Here is a 19,103-nt window from a genome sequence, read left to right as displayed (position 1 = left end):
AAAATGGGACAAACAATTACTGAAAAGATTTTTTCACACCATGTAGGAAAAGAAGTTTATGCTGGAGATATTGTAGATTCTCCTATTGATATGGTAATTGGCAATGATATTACAACACCACTTTCTATTAAAGCCTTTGAAGAAAGCGGTGCAAAGCAATTAGCAAATCCTGATGGATTTTGCATTGTTATGGATCATTTTATCCCCGCAAAAGATATTGCAAGTGCCAATCAAGCAAAAATTAGTCGTGATTTTGCTAAAAAACACCAACTTAAACATTTTTTCGATGAAAAGGATATGGGGATTGAACACGCACTTCTACCAGAAAAGGGGCTTGTCGTAAGTGGTGATGTGATTATTGGAGCAGATTCTCATACTTGCACACATGGAGCACTTGGCGCATTTAGCACAGGTATGGGAAGCACAGATTTAGCCTATGCAATGATTACAGGGCGTAATTGGTTTAAAGTGCCAAGCTCTATTAAAGTAGAATTTATCGGTAAGCCTGCAACACACATTTATGGCAAAGATTTAATCTTAGAAATTATCCGTCAAATTGGCGTAGATGGCGCGCTTTATCAAACTTTAGAATTTTGCGGGGAAGGCATTTCTCATCTTAATATGGACGATAGATTCTCTCTTTGTAATATGGCGATAGAAGCAGGAGCAAAAAATGGAATCATTGCTCCAGATTCCATTACACGAGAGTTTTTAGCAAGCCGCCCTAACCTACGCACGCAGCCAAAAGAATTTTTCTCAGATTCCAATGCAAATTACACACACACAATCACGATTGATATTAGCAAACTTGAACCTGTTGTTGCTTATCCTTTCTTACCAAGTAATGGAAAAAGTATCACACAAGCTGTTAAAGATAATCTAAAAATCGACCAAGTTTTCATCGGAAGTTGCACAAATGGGCGTTTGAGTGATTTAAAAATTGCAAGTGAAATCCTAAAGGGCAAAAAAGTGCATTCTGATGTGCGACTCATCATCACACCCGGAACACAACAAATCTATAAAGATGCGCATAAACTTGGCTATATTGATATTCTTTTGGATTCTGGTGCGCTTATCTCAAATCCTACTTGCGGAGCATGTCTTGGCGGATATATGGGGATTTTAGGCGATAATGAACGTTGCGTTTCTACAACAAACCGCAACTTTGTAGGAAGAATGGGTGCTAGAAATTCAGAAGTCTATCTTGCAAATTCTGCTGTTGCAGCAATCAGTGCGATTAAAGGTAGAATCGCAGACCCACGCGACTAAGGGATTCTATTAAAGTCTTCCCTTAGTGTGCGCTTGTCGTAGTTGCGCTTCAGAGAAAATCTCTTCTCCCATATATTGCCACTCTAGCTCACTAGGAACTGAAAAATCTTGATATTGTTGCATAGAAGGATTTCTACTTCCATTTTGCAAGGAACGCATACTATATCCCGCTATGCTTCCTCCATTTAAAAAATAAGCTGTTGTTACAGAACCTAACCCAGCACCAAGCAAAAATGCGTCTGCCTTTGCAGAAATACAACCACTAAAACCTATCAAAGCGCAAACTAACAACCCAACAAAAACTATTTTTTTCAGAATCATTTTTTCCCTCTTAAAATAAAATTTCTAAACTTTTCTAAGCACACTTTATTCCAAAATTAGATAGAATCCCAAGTTTAGCTAACAAAAAAGGCAATTTAACAATGTTTGGAATGGGATTTTTTGAGATTTTAATGGTTGCAGTCGTTGCAATTATCTTTTTAGGACCAGAAAAATTACCAAAAGCACTCGTAGATATGGCAAAGTTTTTTCGTGCTGTAAAAAAAACAATGGACGATGCAAAAGAAAGTTTGGATAAAGAAATCAATCTCAATAAAATCAAAGAAGAAGCTTTAGCTTATAAAAATAGCATTACACAAGGTGCGCAAAATTTGACAAAAGAATTTGATTTAAAAGCACTTGATTTAGATGACAACCTCTTAAATGAGACACAAACTTCTAAAAACACAGAAGCAAAGCCTCAAACAAATTCCAACCCCAAAGATTCTACGCCACAAGAAGAATCACAAAAAGCCCAACCTACAAACCCAAATCTAAAAGAAATCAAGCTAGAAGCAAACAATAAAACCACTCTAAGCTTTGGTTCAAATCTCAATCAAGATACGCACAAGGAATCTTAATGCTTGAAGACTTAAAACCACATATTCAAGACTTACGCCGTTGCCTCATCAACATTACTATCGCTCTGTTAGTTACTTTTGCTATCTCTTTTTATTTTTGGGAGATTATTTTAGATTGGATGGTTGCTCCTTTAAGCGCAGCTTTGCCAAAAGGGCGCGAAAGTGTGATTTTTACGCAAGTTGGTGAAGCGTTTTTCACTGCACTTAAAGTTGCGTTTTTTAGTGCTTTTATTTTTGCGCTTCCTGTTATCTTTTGGCAAATTTGGGCATTTGTAGCTCCGGGACTTTATGAGAATGAAAAAAAGCTTGTGATTCCTTTTGTGATTTTTGGGACATTTTTCTTTTTATGCGGTTGCGCATTTGCCTATTATATTGCTTTTCCTATTGGATTTGGATATTTGATTAATTTTGGTAGTCAGCTTTTTACCGCACTTCCTAGTATTGGAGATTATGTAGGTTTTTTTGCAAAATTAATGGTAGGCTTTGGCGTATCTTTTGAACTTCCTGTGATTACATTTTTTCTAGCAAAAGTCGGGCTTGTAACAGATAGAACACTCAAAGAATACTTTAAATTTGCTATTGTTTTTATCTTTATTTTAGCAGCGATTCTTACTCCTCCTGATGTGCTTTCACAATTTTTAATGGCGATTCCCTTAGTTTTGCTTTATGGGCTTTCTATTATGATTGCAAAACTTGTGAATCCCTACAAACCAGCTGAAGAACTTGAAGAATCCTTAGAAGAAGAAACACACAAATGAATCCTTTAGCCCTAGAAAGCTATGATTACACACTCCCTAAAGAACAAATTGCAACAACCCCTATATCTCCAAAAGAAGCCGCAAAATTGCTTGTGTTTAACCGCAAAGATTCCACGATAACACATAGCACTTTTAAAGATTTTGCTAGTTTTTTGCCTAAAGATACATTGCTTGTTTTTAATAATACAAAAGTTCTTCCTGCTAGAATCTACGGAAAAAAACTTTTAACCCCTCCCTGCGATTCCACAAATCTACAAGCTTGCAATGGAGCAAAAATTGAAGCACTCTTTCATAAAGAGCTTGGAGATAATCGCTATTTAATGCAATGCAAGGGGCGTTTGAGAGTTGGACATTCTATTGGTTTTACAAAAAATATTTTTGCTAGAATCTTAAAAGATTCTTCAGAGCTAGGCGCAGGTTTTAAGGAATTAGAATTTTTTACAATACAAAACAACACAAGAATCCTCTTAAGCAAAGATACATTTTTTTCCTTTTTAGAACAATTTGGGCATATCCCTTTGCCACCTTATATCAAACGCGATTCAACAAAAGCAGACAAAAACGATTACCAAAGTGTCTTTGCAAAATGCCTAGGAGCAATCGCTGCCCCTACTGCTTCTTTGCATTTTAGCAAGGAATCTTATCAATCTTTGCAACAAACTTTTAATACCACAGAAATCACCTTGCATGTTGGTGCAGGCACTTTTATGAGCGTGCAAGCAGAAAATATTTTAGAACACACAATGCACAAGGAATCCTTTTTTATCTCTAAAGATTCTGCCCAAAAGCTCAAAAATGCAAAACACATTACAGCTATTGGGACAACAGCAGCGCGGACAATCGAAGCTTACGCAAGGCACAAAGCCTTCTTAAGCGGAGAAGAGCTAAGCGGGGAATGTGATTTATTTTTGCACCCAAAAAATCCTCCAAAAGCTACCAATGCACTTTTGACAAATTTCCACCTTCCAAAAACAACCCTTTTAATGCTAGTTGCTTCTTTTATAGGATTAGAACAAACCTTAAGTCTCTATCAAGAAGCTATTGCGCACAACTATCGCTTTTATTCTTATGGCGATGGAATGTTAATTTTATAGGCAACAAATGTCTTTAGATTCCACACAATTAGAACTTTTAAAATCCTACAAAATTATGCTTCATCAATGGAACACTATCCATAGTTTAAGTGGCGCAAAAGATACAAATCATATTCAAAAAAATATTGAAGATTCTTTATTTCCTTTGCAAAAAATTGATTTTAGCAAAAAGCATCTATTGCTTGATATTGGTAGCGGTAATGGATTCCCAGCAATCCCTATGCACATTGCGCTTAAGATTCCAACAATCCTGTGTGAGCCAAATGCAAAAAAAGCTGCATTTTTACAAAATGTCAAAGCAAGTTTAAAGCTTGAAAATCTAAGTATTCAGCGCAAAAAAATAGAATCTCTAAATCTCCCTATTTTGCCAGACCTCATCACTTCCCGTGCTACATTTTCACTTGCAACACTCCTAGAAAAATGCAAACATTGTATCAAAGAAGAGACATTATTACTCCTTTATAAAGGCTCAAATGTAGATAATGAGATTCCAAATGGCTTAAAATATTCACGTTTCAGCCAAAATCTTTTACAATATATTGTCATTAATGGAAAGGATATTTTATGTTAAAATGGATAATATTTGCACTCTGTATTTTTGGAATTTATTTTTTCTTTTTTAGAAAACCAAAAGAGAGCCAAAAAAAAGAACATAAAAAAGATTCCATTATGTTAGAATGCAACACTTGTGGAATCTATGTTTCAAGCGAAGAAGCAATCATTCAAGATGGTAAATATTACTGCTCAAAGGAATGCGCAAAATGCTAATTTTAAATCACCCGCTAATTAGCCCTTTAAATCTTAGAATTGTAAGCTCCAAAAATGCAATTGAAAATTCTCTGCCTAGTGATTTTTTAATCCTGCAATGCCAAAGTTTTGAAGAGCTTTTAAATCTAGCAAATTTTTGCAAAGAAAATCGTGTAAGCTTTAGCGTGATTCCTACTAATATCAAAGAAGCCTTGCTATTAGTCAATCTCAATGCGCGCTTTTTGCTCACAAAAGACTTAACATTTGCAAGCACTTTACAAAAACTTGCAGAAATTTATCTTTTTGATACAAAAATCCTTTTTTGCATTCAAGATGAAAATGCGATTGAATCTACTGCAAATTATGGAATCGATGGAGTTATCTTTGCAAGCATTTAGCCCTTTGGATTCCTTTGCCCCCTTTGACACCCTAAGTGCGCATAGCGTTCAAGAACTTCTACAAATCACCACATTAAAACTTTTTAAGCCAAAAGAAATTATCCTTTATGAAGAAGATTGTTGCAATTCTCTTTATTTTCTCTTACAAGGTTCGGTCAAACTTTATAAAGTCGGACGTTTTGATAATGAAGTCTTTTTAGGAATCCTAAATAATGGTTTATTGCTAGATTTTCAAATACAATGCGACACTTTTACTTCTTTTTGCAATATTGAGTGCATACAAGATTCCTATATTGCATGCTTTGATGGCAAAAAATTAAACCTTCTTCTAAAACAAAATGCAGAAATCTTAGAACTCTTTTTTAAAGCAACTTCAAACAAACTCCAATTATTTGCTGAAGTAATCCAAAAAGAACTTATCTTTGATAGCACCGCAAAGCTTGCTTATGCGCTTTTTCACCAACTTGAGCTTTTTAACGCGCGCAAAAAACAAGAAAATGCAGCCATTTTAAACATTCAGCCAGAAACACTCTCAAGAATCCTTAAAAAACTGCATCGTGATGCGATTCTAACCACAGACTCGCAAGGAAAAATTCAAATTAAAGATAGAAAAAAACTCCAACAAATTTTCAAACAGGAATTAAAATGACAAAAATCGTAACACGTCTTATTGCTCTTGGAATCCTTACAACCCTATGTGTAGCAGTAATGATTTTTTCTGTAATTTTAATCAACCAAAATAGTCTTCAAGATGGTCATATTATTAATATTGCAGGAAAACAACGTATGCTAACACAAAAAATTACAAAAGAGATTTTTATCATTAGCACACAAAATAGCAAAGACTATACAACGCTCAATCAAGCAATAAATGAATTTGAACAAAATTTACATATTTTACGCTTTGGAGATTCTAAACGCAATATTAATCCCCCTAACAAAACAATTATTGTTGCTAAGCTTGATGTTATTGCCAAAGAATGGAATGATTTTAAAACTTATGTAGAGTATTTCAAACAAGAAGCAAGCAAGCTTTATAGTGATAGAGAATTTTTATACACTAATAATTTAACTCTGTTAAAACTCTCTGACAAAATCGTTAAAGCAATGGTCGCTGCAAATATGCCTGCGCAATTAATTGATGATTCTGGACGCCAAAGAATGCTTAGCCAAAGAATGGCATATTTGCTAATACGTTATATTAACAACTGGGAAGATTACGCTTATAAAGAGTTCAAAGAAAGTTATAAGCTATATGATACGATTATCACAGATTTTTATCACAATAAACAATACCAAAAAAATCCACAACTTGCAAAAACTATTAATACTGCTTATAAGTTTTGGCAGGAATACTCAAAGCACATCAATGGAATCCTAGAAACACAAGATATTGTTGTCGCAAACTTACGCAAAATCTCCCAACAAAATACAGAAATTTTAAATGAAATTGACTGGTTAGTTAATCTCTATTCCGACCTTTCTATTCACTCACACACTTATTTAGAAAAATTCCAATATGCTGCTGCTTGCATTATGCTTTTATTAGCACTTTATTCTATCTATCACTTATTAAAAATTCATGGAATCCTAAAATGCTTTGTCGATAAAACACAGCTTCTAGCAAGCGGAAAACTTAAAACAAATCTCGCACAAGCAATTCAACTAGAAGGAGAAAGCGAACTCTCGCAAGCTTCCCAAAATCTTTCACGTTTCATTCAGCAAATTGAGCGCACAAAAGAAACTTCCAATCAAACTATTTATTTAAGTGAAATTATTAGTGAAGAAATCGCTAAGATTAGCGATGAGATTCGCAGTAAGCTCTCTCATGCACAAATTAGCGATTCCAAACGTCAAAATATTGAAAATGCCATTAATCTAGGTGAGGATATTGCTATCCAATCTAGCGAACAACTTATTGTCGCTGCAAAGCTTATTGAAAAACTGCATATTATTCTAAAAGAAATTGAAGAATACACCTAAAAGCTAATCACAAAACCACGGTCTAGCCCCGCTAAATCTTTGTAAAACTCTAAAGACTTATGCGGGATTTTTTCTAAATGCGCTTTAATACTCTCTCTTTGATTATAACCCATTTCGCACAGCGCATAAGGAATCTTATGCAAAAAAGCCAAATCAATAATATGCAAAAGCATTTCATCTCCCACTTCCCCAGCATAAAGTGCTTTTTTAGGTTCAAATCCAAGAGATTTAGGAAGCTTTTCTCCATTTTTAATATAAGGGGGATTTGCGATTAAAACATCAAATTTAAGCCTAAGCTTTGTATTAAAATCCAAATAAGAACTATGGTGCAATTCTAAATTCTTTGCATTAAATTTAATCTTATTCACATAAGCATTAAACAATGCTTCAGGAGAAATATCACTTGCATGCAAACACAATGTGGAATCTTTTTTCAAAAAAGACAGCATAATGCTAATTGCCCCACTCCCTACGCCAATTTCAACAATATTTTTGCACCCCTTTTGTGTGATAATCTCTAAGGCTTTATCTATTAAAATCTCTGTTTCAGGACGCGGAATCAATGCACCATGAGAAATATAAAATTCCTCCCCATAAAAACTAACTTTCTCCACTAAATATTCAATAGGCTCATGCAAACGCCTACGTTTAATAAGACGCCAAAAGGATTCCGCATAAAAAGGATGCACATTTTCATCATAGCGACAATGCAACTCAACCCTATTATAATCTAGCACGAAACCAAGTAGAATCTCTGCTTCTAATCTTGCGCGCTCTATTCCACTCTCTCCTAGAGCGCACACTGCTTCATCTAGCAACTCTTTAATCGTATTATGCGATTCCATTTTTGCCCAAATGCCCACAATCAAGCGCAAGCAACCTTGCCATTAAAGGGGGATGACTATAATAAAAACGCATATACAAAGGGTGGCTTAAAGGAAAGGAATTATTCTCTTTAACAAGCACAAGCAAGGCACTTGCTAAAGCTTCTTTAGTCGTTAAACTTGCCCCAAATTTATCCGCATTAAATTCATTTTTACAACTTAAAAAATTCACAAGCAACATAAAATAAAAACCAAAAGGCGCACTTAAAATCAATAAAAAAACAATGCTTGCATGCGCACTTATTTCTAAATGTGCACTTTGAAAGAGTGCTTCAGGCATATTTGCGACAAAAAATACAAGAAGTGCAAAAAAACCAAGAATCAAAGCCATCATTTTATAAATATCGTGATGTTTAAAATGTCCAAGCTCATGTCCAAGCACCGCTAAGAGTGAATCGCGCGGAATCTTATCTAAAAGTGTATCAAATAAAATCACACGTTTTGCTTTGCCAAGTCCTGCAAAATACGCATTTAATCTTCCATCGCGCTTAGATGCGTCCATCACAAACACTCCTTCACTTTTAAAACCAACACGCGCAAGTAAAGCATTAATCGCTTCTTTTAACTCCACATTATCTAAAGGGGAAAATTTATTAAACAAAGGCGCAATCACAGTTGGATACAATACATTTAAACTTACAATCAAAACTGCCCCTAAAATAAACGCGTATAACTCCCAACTCTCCACATTTACAATAATCCAACTAAATGCAAAAATTAAGATTCCACCTACAATAAAAAGTATTGCAAAAGACTTTAAAGTATCTGCCAAAAATAATTTTACCCCACCTTTTGCAAAACCAAATTTCTTATCAATCACCAAAATTTGATAAGCTTCAAGCGGTAAATGCACTAAAGATTGCACCCCCAAAAACACAAGCACAAATATGACAGACTTTACCAAAGGTGATAAATCCAAAGCATTCTCTAATGCACTAAATCCAAACAACAACCAAAACCCCACTAAAAGCAAATCTAAAAACGTATTTATAATGCTTAATTTCTCGCGCAAAATTGCATAATTTGCGGCTTGTAAAAACTTATCTTTCTCTAAAATATAAGGCTCTTTTGCGCTTTCTTGCTTTAAAAAGCCAAGCTGAAGCATTGATAAAACTAATTTTGGAAAACTCAAAACAAATGCGTAGCAAATAAAAACAATCATTTAAAAACCTTGAAAAAAACTTGCCTGCATTATAACAAAAGCGCGTAAAATTTATGATTTACATTGTATAATTTGTTAAAAATTATGTTGGGATACTATGGCACTTTTTGAAAGAAATGATATTGCAGTGGATTTAGGGACAGTCAATACTATCGTGCGCAACAATACAGATGATGTATTATTCTGTGAAGCAACATGTATTGCATTAGAAAACAAATATGGCAACACGCGCACTTTAGCAATTGGCAACAATGCAAAGAAAATGTTAGGACGCACACCACAAGAAATTAGTGTAATTAACCCTATTTTAAATGGTGCAATTAGCGATTTTGAAACAACAAAAATCTTTATGCAAGCACTTATTGAAAAAGGTAAAACAGGTTCTTTTGCTCCCAAAGTTGGTATTAGTATTCCCCAAAACTTAACACAAGTAGAACGCCACTCACTTCATGAAGCAACAATGCTTGCAGGAGCAAAAGAAGTCTTACTTATTGAAGACCCATTTAGTGCAAGTGCAGGCGTTGGGCTTGATATTAGCACATCACGCGCAAAAATGATTATTGATGCAGGAGGAGGTTTAGTTGAAGCAAGCATTATTTCTTTAGGAGGACTTGTAACAAGTGCTTATACAAAAGAAGCTGGAGATTTTATAGATTATGCAATTATGGAGTTTTGTCGTCATAATAAAAATATTGGCATTAGCAAAGATGTCGCAAACACTATTAAACATAGCATTAATATATTTTCTGATAATCAAAGTATTAATGTTGGCGCAAAAAATCTCGTCAATGGAATGCCTATTGCCTATGAATTACAATTAAATGATTTTAAAAATTTGCTTTTAAATAGTATGGAGAGAATAAAACGCACAATTTTAGAAGCAATCCATGAAGCTCCTCCACAAATTGCACCAGATTTAATTGAAGATGGTGCTACACTAACAGGAGGATTAGCGTTAATGCAAGGCTTAAAAGAATTTTTAGAAGAAGAATTAAAAATCGCTATTCATCTCTCGCCAAATCCATTGTTAGACATTTCAAAAGGTGTATGTTTAATTATGCAAAATTACGCAGACTATGAACAAGGGTTATAATGCAAACCCCTCCATCAAATATAGAAAAAACGCAGATTCATACGCCAAATGGCATCTGCGCGTTTTTAAGCCATTATCCTAATAATATTGCTTTTCACGCCGGCAAAGATTCCAAAGATACAATCCTAAAGAATCGCAGCACATTAATTTCCCCTTTTCATCTCTCAAACCTTGCTTATCTAAACCAAATCCATGGAAATATAATTTTAAATGCTAAAAATGGCGGGTTTTTAGGAGATGGAGATGGAATCTTAATCACACAAAAAGGAATCATTGGAATGATTATGGTTGCAGATTGCAACCCTATTTTGCTCTTTGATTCCAAACAAAAGATTCTTATGCTTTTACACGGGGGGCGCGTTGGATTACAAAAAGGAATCTTACATAACGCGCTAGATTTACTACAAAAAGATTTTCATACAAATTTACAAAATCTTTTTATCTATATTGGTCCTTCAATCCGCGCTTGTTGCTATGAAGTGCAAAATGATGTCTTTAGCGATTCCACTTTAGATTGTGGCAAGATTATTCGCAATGGGAAAATTTATTTAGATTTAATAGCAGTTATCCGCGCACAATTAGAATCCTATAATCTTACAAACCACACTATTGCACCACAATGCACTTGTTGTAATAAAACTTTTTTCTCTTATCGGCGTGATTGTAATTGTGGGCGTTTTGCTCTTTTTGCATATTTGGTATAATACAGCTTTTAACAAAATGTTTAGGCTTTTAAGGGTTTAAGGAATGACTGGTTATTTAATCGGACTAAACGCACAAGCGAAACGTGGTTTGATTGAACAAGCGCACAATAAGCGTAGGTTTGAGTTTGATTTAAGTGTATGGGATGCAGATTTTAAAGAGATTTCCCCTAATTTAGAAGTAGAATTTGAACTCAGTGATGATAAAACTCGTGTCAATGTCGTGCGCCCCAAAAAAAATCCTAATCAATCCTTTGTTATCCGCCAAACACGTAGTATTAAAGATTGTATTTATGATTATTTTGGTGGTGTTGAAAACTTAATTAAACGTTATGAAAAAGAGATTAACTCCAAAAAAGACTTAGATTTTTTACGCATTAAACGCTTTTTATTTACTGCTTATAATGACCTTTTTGAACTAGATAGCACCATTTCAAATACTGCATTAACAAACTTAAAATCAGAGCTTGGTGCATTAGATAGAGAATACGAATCCTTTACGAAAAAAGTCTCTTACCCTCCACAATATTCTTATGAAAAAATCTTTTTAACACGTCAAATAGAATTTGTCAAAATGGAAGAACTCATTGAAAGCACACAATCTATTATCAAAAGCGCGACCATTCAGCAATCTACCTTAGGAACTACACTAAAAAATATGGAAGAACAATTTTCAAAACGCAACGATACGCGCAGTGCTTCTTATGCGCAAGCTTTAATTAATCTCAAAAAAATCCGCAAACGTTATGTAGATTTGCTCCACTATCTCTCTGAACAAAAAGATAAGCTTGCCAAAGCTACAAAAGTAAGAGATGAGTTCTCTGAACAATTTTTTGAAGAATTTTTAAAAAATTATCTTCCGCTAACAAATGAACTCAAGAAGGATTTTATAAAGCTTTTAAACGCAAAAGCTTACGATTTAGACGCGCTTCTTTGGCAAAGAGCAAAACGTAGTTTAAGTGTTAGAAGATTCTTTATCAAAGCTGGAATCACTGGAACTTATAGCTCAAAAACATTTCTAAAATACTTTTTACATAGCTTAGACCGCAACAAAATCCGCAATGAAACAAAAAAACTTTTTGACCTTTTAAAATACCTTGAAGCATTTTCTAAAAAAAACATTCTCTTAATCCAAAGTTCCAAAGATGATAGCAAGCGTTATAAAGAATATTTAAGAAATTTTGATAGTGATTTACAAATCACAACTTCTAATGACCCCCATAACCATTTAAGCATTTCAAATCCAATGGATTATCATGTTATTGTTATGGAATGGGAAGTGTGTGAAATGAATGTTATAAATTTTATGCAAAAATACCTTGAAGTTTTTAGAGAAGCTTCTTGTGTTCCTAAATTTTGTGCAATTATGCCTAAAAATATCAATGGCACGATACTTGCAGAAGTTAGAGAGCAAGGTATAGATTATTATGTTACACAAGGAAATATCGACCAATTTATTGATATGATGCGAATGATTTTATAGTTTTTGTGCTTTTAGGTTATTTTTTGCTACAATAGCAAATTATTTTTGTGCTGGGGTTTATAAATGACTTTTAATTCAACTTTAGATTCCATCAAGACTTATGAGACAGGACGTCCAATTGAGCTTGTTGTAAGAGAATATGGAATCGCAGAAGACGCAGTAGTTAAACTAGCTTCTAACGAAAACCCATTAGGTGCTAGTCCAAAAGCTATTGAAGCAATCATTAAAAATGCACAAAATGCACATTTATATCCTGATGATTCTATGTTTGCTTTAAAAGAAAGTCTCGCTAAACATTTTGATGTGGATAAAAATACCTTAATTATCGGCTCTGGAAGCGACCAAATCATTGAGTTTTGCATTCACGCAAAAGCGAATGAAAAAAGCAAAATTTTAATGGCAAAGACGACTTTTGCAATGTATGAAGTTTATGCCAAAGCTGTTGGGGCAGAAGTGGTTCGCACGAAGAGCCATGAGCATAATCTAACAGAATTTTTAGAATCCTACAAACAGCATAAACCAGAGATTCTATTCCTTTGTATTCCTAATAATCCTTTAGGAGAATGTTTGGACTCCAAAGAGACTTTTGAGTTTTTAAAACAAGTTGATAAAAATTGCCTGATTGTGATTGATGGGGCGTATCAAGAATATGCTAAGGCTAAGGATTTAAGCAAAGCAATCCAACCAAAAGAGCTAATCAATACTTTCCCCAATGCAATTTATTTGGGCACTTTTTCCAAAGCTTATGGATTAGGTGGAATGCGCGTAGGATATGGAATCGCAAATGCAGAAATTATCCAAGCACTTTCTAAACTGCGTCCTCCTTTTAATATTACAACACCATCACTTGCAGCAGCCATTGCAGCATTAGAAGACAAAGAACACATCAAAAAAAGCGTAGAAAATAACTTAGCACAAATGCCTTTATTTGAAAATTTTGCAAAAGAAAATGGCTTTGACTTCACGCCAAGCTATACAAATTTCATCACTTATTATTTCAAAGCACCGCTAGATTCTACCAAAGTTGCAGACTATTTGTTACAAAAAGGAATGATTATTAGGAATCTTGCAAGCTATGGCTTAAATGCGATTCGTATCACTATTGGGACAAAAGAACAAAATGAAAAATTCTTTGCATTATTTAATACATATCTCAATCAAAAATAGGCGTTAGATTTTGGATTTAAAAGCATTATTTGAACAAATTAGAAGTCTTTATAAGAAGCTAAATAAAAAGCAAAAAATTGTTATTTTAGCAACCGTTGTTGTTGTTGTCGGCTTTATTTCTGGTCTTATTGTATGGAATTCTGTTAATAACAGAGCTGGAGTCTTATATCCCGGATATGCAGTTTTATTCGAAGGCGTTTCTCCAGATGATGGCGCACTTATTATTCAGCAACTCCAACAAGACAAGATTCCTTATAGAATCCCAAAAGATAATACGATTCTAATCCCCCAAGAATTTGTCTATGAACAAAGAATGAAGCTTGCAAGTAATGGAATCCCAAAAAGTAGCAAGATTGGTTTTGAAATTTTTGATACAAAAGATTTTGGGGCAACAGATTTTGACCAACGTATTAAATATTTGCGCGCTATTGAAGGAGAATTAGCGCGCACGATTGAAAGCCTAGCCCCAATTCAAAAAGCAACCGTGCATTTAGCCCAACCTGAAAAAACCGTGTTTGTGAGCGAGCAAACACCGCCAACAGCTTCTGTCGTTCTTGTCTTTAGACCAGCACAAACACTAACGCCAAAGCAAATTTCAGGGATTAAAAATATTGTTTCTTCGGCTGTTCCAAATCTTACCATTCAAAATGTAGAAGTTGTGAATGAAAAAGGTGAGCCATTAAGTGAGCTTGATGAATTAGGCGGCGCAAGAGAACTTGCAGTGGCTCAACTCCGCTACAAAACAGACTTTGAACATGCTTTAGAAGAAAAAATTGTTAATATTCTCTCTCCAATTGCAGGAGGAAGAGAAGGGGTTGTTGCAAAAGTTACAGCAGAATTTGACTTTGCGCAAAAAGAAAGCACGCAAGAATATTATGACCCAAATAATGTTGTGCGCAGTATCCAAGATTTAGAAGAAAAGCGTGAGGGATTTCGCCCCAAAGAAATTGGAGGTGTTCCGGGAGTTGTCAGCAACATTGGTCCCGTGCAAGGTTTAGAAGATGATAACATCAAAGAAAAATATGAAAAAACACAAAACACTACAAATTTTGAAATCAGTAAAACTATTTCTAACATCAAAGGAGAATTTGCCACAATTCGCAGATTATCCGCCGCTGTTGTTGTAGATGGACGCTATGAAAGGGAACTCAATGAAGAAGGTGTAGAGCAGTTAAGATATATTGCATTAAATGAAGACGATATGTCAAAAATTTCTGCTCTTGTGCGTCAAGCTATTGGCTACAACGAAACAAGAGGAGATGAAGTTTCTGTAAGTAATTTTCAGCTCAATGGACAATTATCTGGCTTTAAAGCACGCACTCCATTAGAGAGATTTTTAGAAGCATCAGTTAAACTTTTAGAACCCTTTATGCCATTGCTAAAATATGCAGTTGTTGGTTTAATTTTATTCTTCTTCTATAAAAAAGTTATCGTTCCATTTAGCGAACGCATGCTTGAAGCAAAGCCCGATGAAGAAGAAGAGTTGGAATCTCTTATTAAAATTGATGAAGATGAAGAAGAAAATGATGACCGACTCAATGAAATGCGCCGCAGAATTGAAGATCAACTTGGATTTGGTGGCTCAAATGAAGATGAAATTAAGTATAATGTCTTATTAGAAAAAATTAAGGAAATTGCTATGGAAAAACCAGCAGAGCTTGCAAATCTCTTCCAAACTCTAGTGCATGATGAATTAGGACTTGATAGCATGAGCGGAGGAAAACGCTAATGCCTTCCATTACACTAAGCCCACGCCAACAAGCACAATATGACGATCTCTCAATGGCGGAAAAAATTGCTATTTTATTAGTTCAGCTAGGTGATGAGCTAACAGGAGAAATTTTCTCACACTTAGATTTGGATTCTATTACAGAAATCTCTAAATATATCGCCCAAAATTCTGGTGTTGATAAAGTAATTGCTGGAGCAATCTTAGAAGAATTCTATGCAATTTTTCAATCTAATCAATTCATTTCTACTGGTGGTTTTGAATACGCAAAAGAGTTACTATACCGCACACTTGGACCTGAAGCTGCTAAGAAAGTCTTGGATAAACTTGCAAAGTCTATGCAATCTTCCCAAAACTTTGCTTATCTTTCACGCGTGCGCCCTCAACAGCTTTCAGATTTTATTATCCATGAGCACCCACAAACTATCGCTCTAATTCTAGCGCATATGGACCCGACAAATGCCGCAGAGACATTAAACTTTTTCTCTGATGATTTGCGTGCAGAAATCGCGATTCGTATGGCAAACTTGGGAGATATTTCTCCAAATGTTGTCAAACGTGTTTCAACGGTGTTAGAAAACAAACTAGAATCTCTAACAAGCTATAAAGTTGAAGTCGGTGGAATCCGTGCTGTTGCAGAAGTATTTAATCGCTTAGGGCAAAAGGCAGCAAAAGCAACGATTGCGTATATTGAACAAATTGATGACCAACTTGCAGTTGCTATTAAAGAAATGATGTTTACTTTTGAAGATATTGAAAAACTTGATAATAATGCAATCAGAGAGATTCTAAAAATCATTGATAAAAAAGATTTAATTCTAGCCCTTAAGGCATCCCCTGAAGAATTAAAACAAAAATTTATGTCCAATATGTCGCAAAGAGCAAGTGAGCAATTCTTAGAGGAAATGCAGTTTTTAGGTGCGGTAAAGGTTAAAGATGTAGAAGCTGCGCAACGTAGAATTGTAGAAACAGTGCAATCTCTCTCTGAACAAGGCATTGTCCAAATTGGAGAACAAGAGGATACCATTGAATAATATTAACGAACACGAAAATATCATTACAGAACAACACAAAGATAGGCATGATATTAAAAAATATAATTTTAGAACTATGGAAGTTGTTGCAAAAGCTGAACCACAAGCCAATACAGAAGCGCAAGTGAGCGAAGAGATAGCACCACCGCAGCCAACAATGCAAGCTGTTGAAACTCCACCAAAATCAAATGAGCCTAACATTGATGCTCCAGCATTGAAACTTTTTGAAACAGAAGTGGTGGATAAAATTTTACAAAAAAGTGATGTATTAGCAGAATCTTTACAGAAACTTCAAGAACAATTTGACAAGCAAGAACGCGAGATTGAACAAAAAGTCAGTGCCGCTAAAAGCGAGGCAAAAGAGCAGGGATATAATGAAGGTTATCAACAAGCAAAACAAGAGTTAGAAGCACAAATTAGCAGTCAAAAAGAGCTTTATGCGCTAAGTATTCAACGCATTGATACAAATATTTTAGAATCTAAAAATCATATTTTAGACCTAGAAAAAGAGTTAAGTGCTATTGCGCTTGATATTGCAAAAGAAGTGATAACCACAGAAATTAACACAAATAGTGCAAAAATTGCTTCTGCTCTTGCGCGCACTCTTTTGCAAGATATTGCTCAAAATACACAAGTAACACTTAAAGTTTCTCCTAAGGATTTAGAAGAACTCAAGGAATCTCTAAAAGACTTAAGTAATGTTACACTAGAAGCTGACCAAGCTGTTTCCAAAGGAGGTGTTGTAATCTTAAGTAGTGAGGGAAATATTGACGGCAATGTTTTTGTGCGCTTTGAAACTTTGAAAAAATCAATTTTAGAGAATAAAGCATAATGCCACTAGATTCAAAATACTTAGAAATTCTAAATACAAAAGAGCTAAAGGAAAAGGACTTCACTGCTTTAAATGAACTTGCTACACTTATGCGTGAAAGAATCTTAGAAGTCGTCTCTAAAAATGGGGGGCATCTTAGCTCAACACTTGGCGCAGTAGAACTCATCATTGGTATGCACTGCGTTTTTGATTCTCCAAAAGACCCATTTATCTTTGATGTTAGCCATCAAGCCTATGCACATAAGCTATTAACTGGTCGTTGGGATTCCTTTGAAACACTGCGCCAAAAGGACGGGATTAGCGGTTTTACAAAACCAAGTGAAAGCAACCAAGACTACTTTATTGCCGGACATAGCTCTACTTCTATTTCTTTAGGAGTTGGTGCTGCAAAAGCCTTTGGTTTAAAAGGAAGCAAACAAATCCCTGTTGTTCTTATTGGTGATGGTGCGATGAGTGCAGGTTTAGCTTATGAAGCACTCAATGAATTAGGAGACCGCAAATATCCAATGGTTATTATCCTAAATGATAATGAAATGAGTATTGCTGAGCCAATCGGGGCGATTAGCAAATATCTCTCACAAATTATTGCAGGAAAATTTGTCCAAGGAATAAAAAATAGAATTGGTAGTGCGATTCATAAAATGCCAAATGCAACTTATATTGCAAAACGTTTTGAAGAATCCTTAAAGCTAATCACACCGGGCATTCTCTTTGAAGAATTAGGCTTAGAATACATTGGACCAATTGATGGACACAATTTAAAAGAAATCATAGATGCTCTAACGCTTGCTAAAAATACAAAAAAACCTATTATTGTGCATGCGCAAACCCTAAAAGGCAAAGGATATTCTCCAGCAGAAGGACATTTAGAGCAATGGCATGGAGTTAGCCCTTTTGACCCAGCAAAAGGCGATAAGACACTTACTAAAAGCAACACAGAATCTCCAACTTCCGTTTTCGCAGCAACTCTATTAGAATGCGCAAAAACAGATTCAAGTGTTGTTGGAATCACTGCTGCAATGCCTAGTGGAACAGGATTAGACAAACTCATAAAAGCATATCCTAATAGATTTTGGGATGTTGCTATTGCCGAGCAACACGCCACTACGCAAGCAAGCTCTTTGGCAAAAGAAGGACTTAAGCCTTTTGTGGCGATTTATTCCACATTTCTACAACGCGCCTTTGACCAATTAATCCACGATGTTGGCATTATGAAAACTCCGGTGAAATTCGCGATTGACCGCGCTGGAATCGTAGGAGAAGATGGAGAAACTCATCAAGGCATCTTTGATATTAGCTATTTAAATATGATTCCAAATTTCACACTCTTTGCACCGCGCGATTTAGCAACACTATCTTTAGCAGTGGAATTTGCAAAAGATTTTTCAAGCAGCCCATGCGCGTTTCGCTATCCTAGAAAAGCATTTAAACTTTTAGAAAACACATTTAAAGCCACTCCTTTTACTTATGGAAAATTAGAGATTCTACAAGAAAATAAAAATGGAATCTTATTGCTTGGATATGGTAATGGCGTAGGACGCGCATATCAATGCTTATTAGAGCTAGAAAAAAAAGGAATTAACGCGACTTTAGTGGATTTGCGTTTTATTAAGCCTTTAGATATGGAATCCCTATTGCATTTAGCGCAATCCCATTCTACTTGGTTTGTCTTTAGTGATAGCGTAAAAATCGGTGGTGTGGGACATATTCTTAGTGCATTTGCTCAAGAACATTGCCTTAAAGTTAAAATCCATTCTTTTGAATTTGAAGATTCCTTTATTCCGCATGGAAAAGTAGAAGACATAGAGGAACAATTAGGATTTACCACACACCAGCTTACACAGCAAATTTTAAAATACCTATAAAAGGA

General features: G+C 35.0%; 20 protein-coding genes. 17 read left to right on the top strand and 3 right to left on the bottom strand.

The window, feature by feature from the left end; all coding sequences use genetic code 11:
* The first annotated feature begins 3 nt into the window (after positions 1 to 3).
* Positions 4 to 1,269, top strand: coding sequence for a 3-isopropylmalate dehydratase large subunit (locus tag LS70_RS04295; RefSeq protein WP_034288240.1), 1,266 nt, complete (start codon positions 4 to 6; stop codon positions 1,267 to 1,269).
* A gap of 9 nt (positions 1,270 to 1,278) precedes the next feature.
* Here LS70_RS04295 and LS70_RS04290 read toward each other — a convergent pair whose 3' ends face one another.
* Positions 1,279 to 1,590, bottom strand: a complete 312-nt coding sequence (locus tag LS70_RS04290) for a hypothetical protein (RefSeq protein ID WP_052083340.1) — start codon at positions 1,588 to 1,590, stop codon at positions 1,279 to 1,281.
* A 101-nt stretch (positions 1,591 to 1,691) separates the two neighbouring features.
* Between LS70_RS04290 and tatB the strand changes: the two genes are divergently transcribed.
* From tatB to LS70_RS04250, 8 genes are read left to right on the top strand one after another with little or no spacing between them, the layout of a single operon-like run.
* Positions 1,692 to 2,168 carry a Sec-independent protein translocase protein TatB gene (gene tatB, locus LS70_RS04285; RefSeq protein WP_034288237.1) on the top strand — a complete coding sequence of 159 codons (477 nt, stop codon included), beginning with the start codon at positions 1,692 to 1,694 and terminating at the stop codon, positions 2,166 to 2,168.
* Positions 2,168 to 2,926 carry a twin-arginine translocase subunit TatC gene (tatC, locus tag LS70_RS04280; RefSeq protein WP_034288235.1) on the top strand — a complete coding sequence of 253 codons (759 nt, stop codon included), beginning with the start codon at positions 2,168 to 2,170 and terminating at the stop codon, positions 2,924 to 2,926. Before tatB ends, tatC begins: the two co-directional genes overlap by 1 nt.
* Positions 2,923 to 4,020 carry a tRNA preQ1(34) S-adenosylmethionine ribosyltransferase-isomerase QueA gene (gene queA / locus LS70_RS04275; RefSeq protein ID WP_034288232.1) on the top strand — a complete coding sequence of 366 codons (1,098 nt, stop codon included), beginning with the start codon at positions 2,923 to 2,925 and terminating at the stop codon, positions 4,018 to 4,020. The genes tatC and queA overlap by 4 nt, the downstream gene beginning before the upstream one ends.
* 7 nt (positions 4,021 to 4,027) lie before the next feature.
* Positions 4,028 to 4,591, top strand: coding sequence for a 16S rRNA (guanine(527)-N(7))-methyltransferase RsmG (gene rsmG / locus LS70_RS04270; RefSeq protein ID WP_034288229.1), 564 nt, complete (start codon positions 4,028 to 4,030; stop codon positions 4,589 to 4,591).
* A complete protein-coding gene (locus LS70_RS04265; protein ID WP_034288226.1) occupies positions 4,585 to 4,788 on the top strand; it encodes a PP0621 family protein in 204 nt (67 codons plus the stop codon). Before rsmG ends, LS70_RS04265 begins: the two co-directional genes overlap by 7 nt.
* Positions 4,782 to 5,165, top strand: a complete 384-nt coding sequence (locus LS70_RS04260; protein WP_034288223.1) for a hypothetical protein — start codon at positions 4,782 to 4,784, stop codon at positions 5,163 to 5,165. The genes LS70_RS04265 and LS70_RS04260 overlap by 7 nt, the downstream gene beginning before the upstream one ends.
* Positions 5,152 to 5,814: a Crp/Fnr family transcriptional regulator gene (locus tag LS70_RS04255; RefSeq protein ID WP_236096436.1), complete on the top strand. Its 663-nt coding sequence runs from the start codon at positions 5,152 to 5,154 to the stop codon at positions 5,812 to 5,814. The genes LS70_RS04260 and LS70_RS04255 overlap by 14 nt, the downstream gene beginning before the upstream one ends.
* The gene (locus LS70_RS04250; protein WP_034288220.1) at positions 5,811 to 7,148 is read left to right on the top strand and encodes a type IV pili methyl-accepting chemotaxis transducer N-terminal domain-containing protein; all 1,338 of its coding nucleotides are present in this window, start codon (positions 5,811 to 5,813) and stop codon (positions 7,146 to 7,148) included. The genes LS70_RS04255 and LS70_RS04250 overlap by 4 nt, the downstream gene beginning before the upstream one ends.
* Here the strand turns inward: LS70_RS04250 and LS70_RS04245 are convergent.
* On the bottom strand, positions 7,145 to 8,011 hold the full coding sequence (locus LS70_RS04245; RefSeq protein WP_236096440.1) for a HemK/PrmC family methyltransferase: 867 nt from the start codon (positions 8,009 to 8,011) through the stop codon (positions 7,145 to 7,147). The genes LS70_RS04250 and LS70_RS04245 overlap by 4 nt on opposite strands.
* Complete coding sequence (locus LS70_RS04240) at positions 7,980 to 9,194, bottom strand: M48 family metallopeptidase (RefSeq protein WP_034288217.1); 1,215 nt, start codon at positions 9,192 to 9,194, stop codon at positions 7,980 to 7,982. Before LS70_RS04240 ends, LS70_RS04245 begins: the two co-directional genes overlap by 32 nt.
* 97 nt (positions 9,195 to 9,291) lie before the next feature.
* On the opposite strand from LS70_RS04240, the gene LS70_RS04235 reads away from it, so the two are divergent.
* From LS70_RS04235 to dxs, 8 genes are all read left to right on the top strand, one after another.
* Positions 9,292 to 10,287, top strand: a complete 996-nt coding sequence (locus LS70_RS04235; protein WP_034288214.1) for a rod shape-determining protein — start codon at positions 9,292 to 9,294, stop codon at positions 10,285 to 10,287.
* Positions 10,287 to 10,991 (top strand): polyphenol oxidase family protein, encoded by a 705-nt coding sequence (locus LS70_RS04230; protein ID WP_052083338.1) that lies wholly within the window; start codon positions 10,287 to 10,289, stop codon positions 10,989 to 10,991. Before LS70_RS04235 ends, LS70_RS04230 begins: the two co-directional genes overlap by 1 nt.
* Positions 10,992 to 11,034: 43 nt before the next feature.
* Complete coding sequence (locus LS70_RS04225) at positions 11,035 to 12,471, top strand: hypothetical protein (RefSeq protein ID WP_034288211.1); 1,437 nt, start codon at positions 11,035 to 11,037, stop codon at positions 12,469 to 12,471.
* A 63-nt stretch (positions 12,472 to 12,534) separates the two neighbouring features.
* Entirely contained in the window at positions 12,535 to 13,638 is a 1,104-nt protein-coding gene (gene hisC, locus LS70_RS04220; protein WP_034288208.1) for a histidinol-phosphate transaminase, read from the top strand.
* A gap of 10 nt (positions 13,639 to 13,648) precedes the next feature.
* Complete coding sequence (fliF, locus tag LS70_RS04215) at positions 13,649 to 15,367, top strand: flagellar basal-body MS-ring/collar protein FliF (RefSeq protein WP_034288205.1); 1,719 nt, start codon at positions 13,649 to 13,651, stop codon at positions 15,365 to 15,367.
* The gene (fliG, locus tag LS70_RS04210; RefSeq protein ID WP_034288203.1) at positions 15,367 to 16,401 is read left to right on the top strand and encodes a flagellar motor switch protein FliG; all 1,035 of its coding nucleotides are present in this window, start codon (positions 15,367 to 15,369) and stop codon (positions 16,399 to 16,401) included. The genes fliF and fliG overlap by 1 nt, the downstream gene beginning before the upstream one ends.
* On the top strand, positions 16,394 to 17,233 hold the full coding sequence (fliH, locus tag LS70_RS04205) for a flagellar assembly protein FliH (RefSeq protein ID WP_034288200.1): 840 nt from the start codon (positions 16,394 to 16,396) through the stop codon (positions 17,231 to 17,233). The genes fliG and fliH overlap by 8 nt, the downstream gene beginning before the upstream one ends.
* Positions 17,233 to 19,098, top strand: a complete 1,866-nt coding sequence (gene dxs, locus LS70_RS04200) for a 1-deoxy-D-xylulose-5-phosphate synthase (protein WP_052083337.1) — start codon at positions 17,233 to 17,235, stop codon at positions 19,096 to 19,098. The genes fliH and dxs overlap by 1 nt, the downstream gene beginning before the upstream one ends.
* Positions 19,099 to 19,103: the final 5 nt, after the last annotated feature.

Origin of the sequence: Helicobacter sp. MIT 11-5569 (assembly GCF_000765695.2) — a bacterium.
Lineage (GTDB): Bacteria > Campylobacterota > Campylobacteria > Campylobacterales > Helicobacteraceae > Helicobacter_D.
This window is presented reverse-complemented; position numbering and strand designations above follow the sequence as displayed.

What these genes read in the sequence shown, in the direction of transcription:
- LS70_RS04295 (WP_034288240.1), top strand. Translation starts at nt 4, where the DNA reads ATGGGACAAACAATTACTGAAAAGATTTTTTCACACCATGTAGGAAAA.
- LS70_RS04290 (WP_052083340.1), bottom strand. Translation starts at nt 1,590, where the DNA reads ATGATTCTGAAAAAAATAGTTTTTGTTGGGTTGTTAGTTTGCGCTTTG.
- tatB (WP_034288237.1), top strand. Translation starts at nt 1,692, where the DNA reads ATGTTTGGAATGGGATTTTTTGAGATTTTAATGGTTGCAGTCGTTGCA.
- tatC (WP_034288235.1), top strand. Translation starts at nt 2,168, where the DNA reads ATGCTTGAAGACTTAAAACCACATATTCAAGACTTACGCCGTTGCCTC.
- queA (WP_034288232.1), top strand. Translation starts at nt 2,923, where the DNA reads ATGAATCCTTTAGCCCTAGAAAGCTATGATTACACACTCCCTAAAGAA.
- rsmG (WP_034288229.1), top strand. Translation starts at nt 4,028, where the DNA reads ATGTCTTTAGATTCCACACAATTAGAACTTTTAAAATCCTACAAAATT.
- LS70_RS04265 (WP_034288226.1), top strand. Translation starts at nt 4,585, where the DNA reads ATGTTAAAATGGATAATATTTGCACTCTGTATTTTTGGAATTTATTTT.
- LS70_RS04260 (WP_034288223.1), top strand. Translation starts at nt 4,782, where the DNA reads ATGCTAATTTTAAATCACCCGCTAATTAGCCCTTTAAATCTTAGAATT.
- LS70_RS04250 (WP_034288220.1), top strand. Translation starts at nt 5,811, where the DNA reads ATGACAAAAATCGTAACACGTCTTATTGCTCTTGGAATCCTTACAACC.
- LS70_RS04240 (WP_034288217.1), bottom strand. Translation starts at nt 9,194, where the DNA reads ATGATTGTTTTTATTTGCTACGCATTTGTTTTGAGTTTTCCAAAATTA.
- LS70_RS04235 (WP_034288214.1), top strand. Translation starts at nt 9,292, where the DNA reads ATGGCACTTTTTGAAAGAAATGATATTGCAGTGGATTTAGGGACAGTC.
- LS70_RS04230 (WP_052083338.1), top strand. Translation starts at nt 10,287, where the DNA reads ATGCAAACCCCTCCATCAAATATAGAAAAAACGCAGATTCATACGCCA.
- LS70_RS04225 (WP_034288211.1), top strand. Translation starts at nt 11,035, where the DNA reads ATGACTGGTTATTTAATCGGACTAAACGCACAAGCGAAACGTGGTTTG.
- hisC (WP_034288208.1), top strand. Translation starts at nt 12,535, where the DNA reads ATGACTTTTAATTCAACTTTAGATTCCATCAAGACTTATGAGACAGGA.
- fliG (WP_034288203.1), top strand. Translation starts at nt 15,367, where the DNA reads ATGCCTTCCATTACACTAAGCCCACGCCAACAAGCACAATATGACGAT.
- dxs (WP_052083337.1), top strand. Translation starts at nt 17,233, where the DNA reads ATGCCACTAGATTCAAAATACTTAGAAATTCTAAATACAAAAGAGCTA.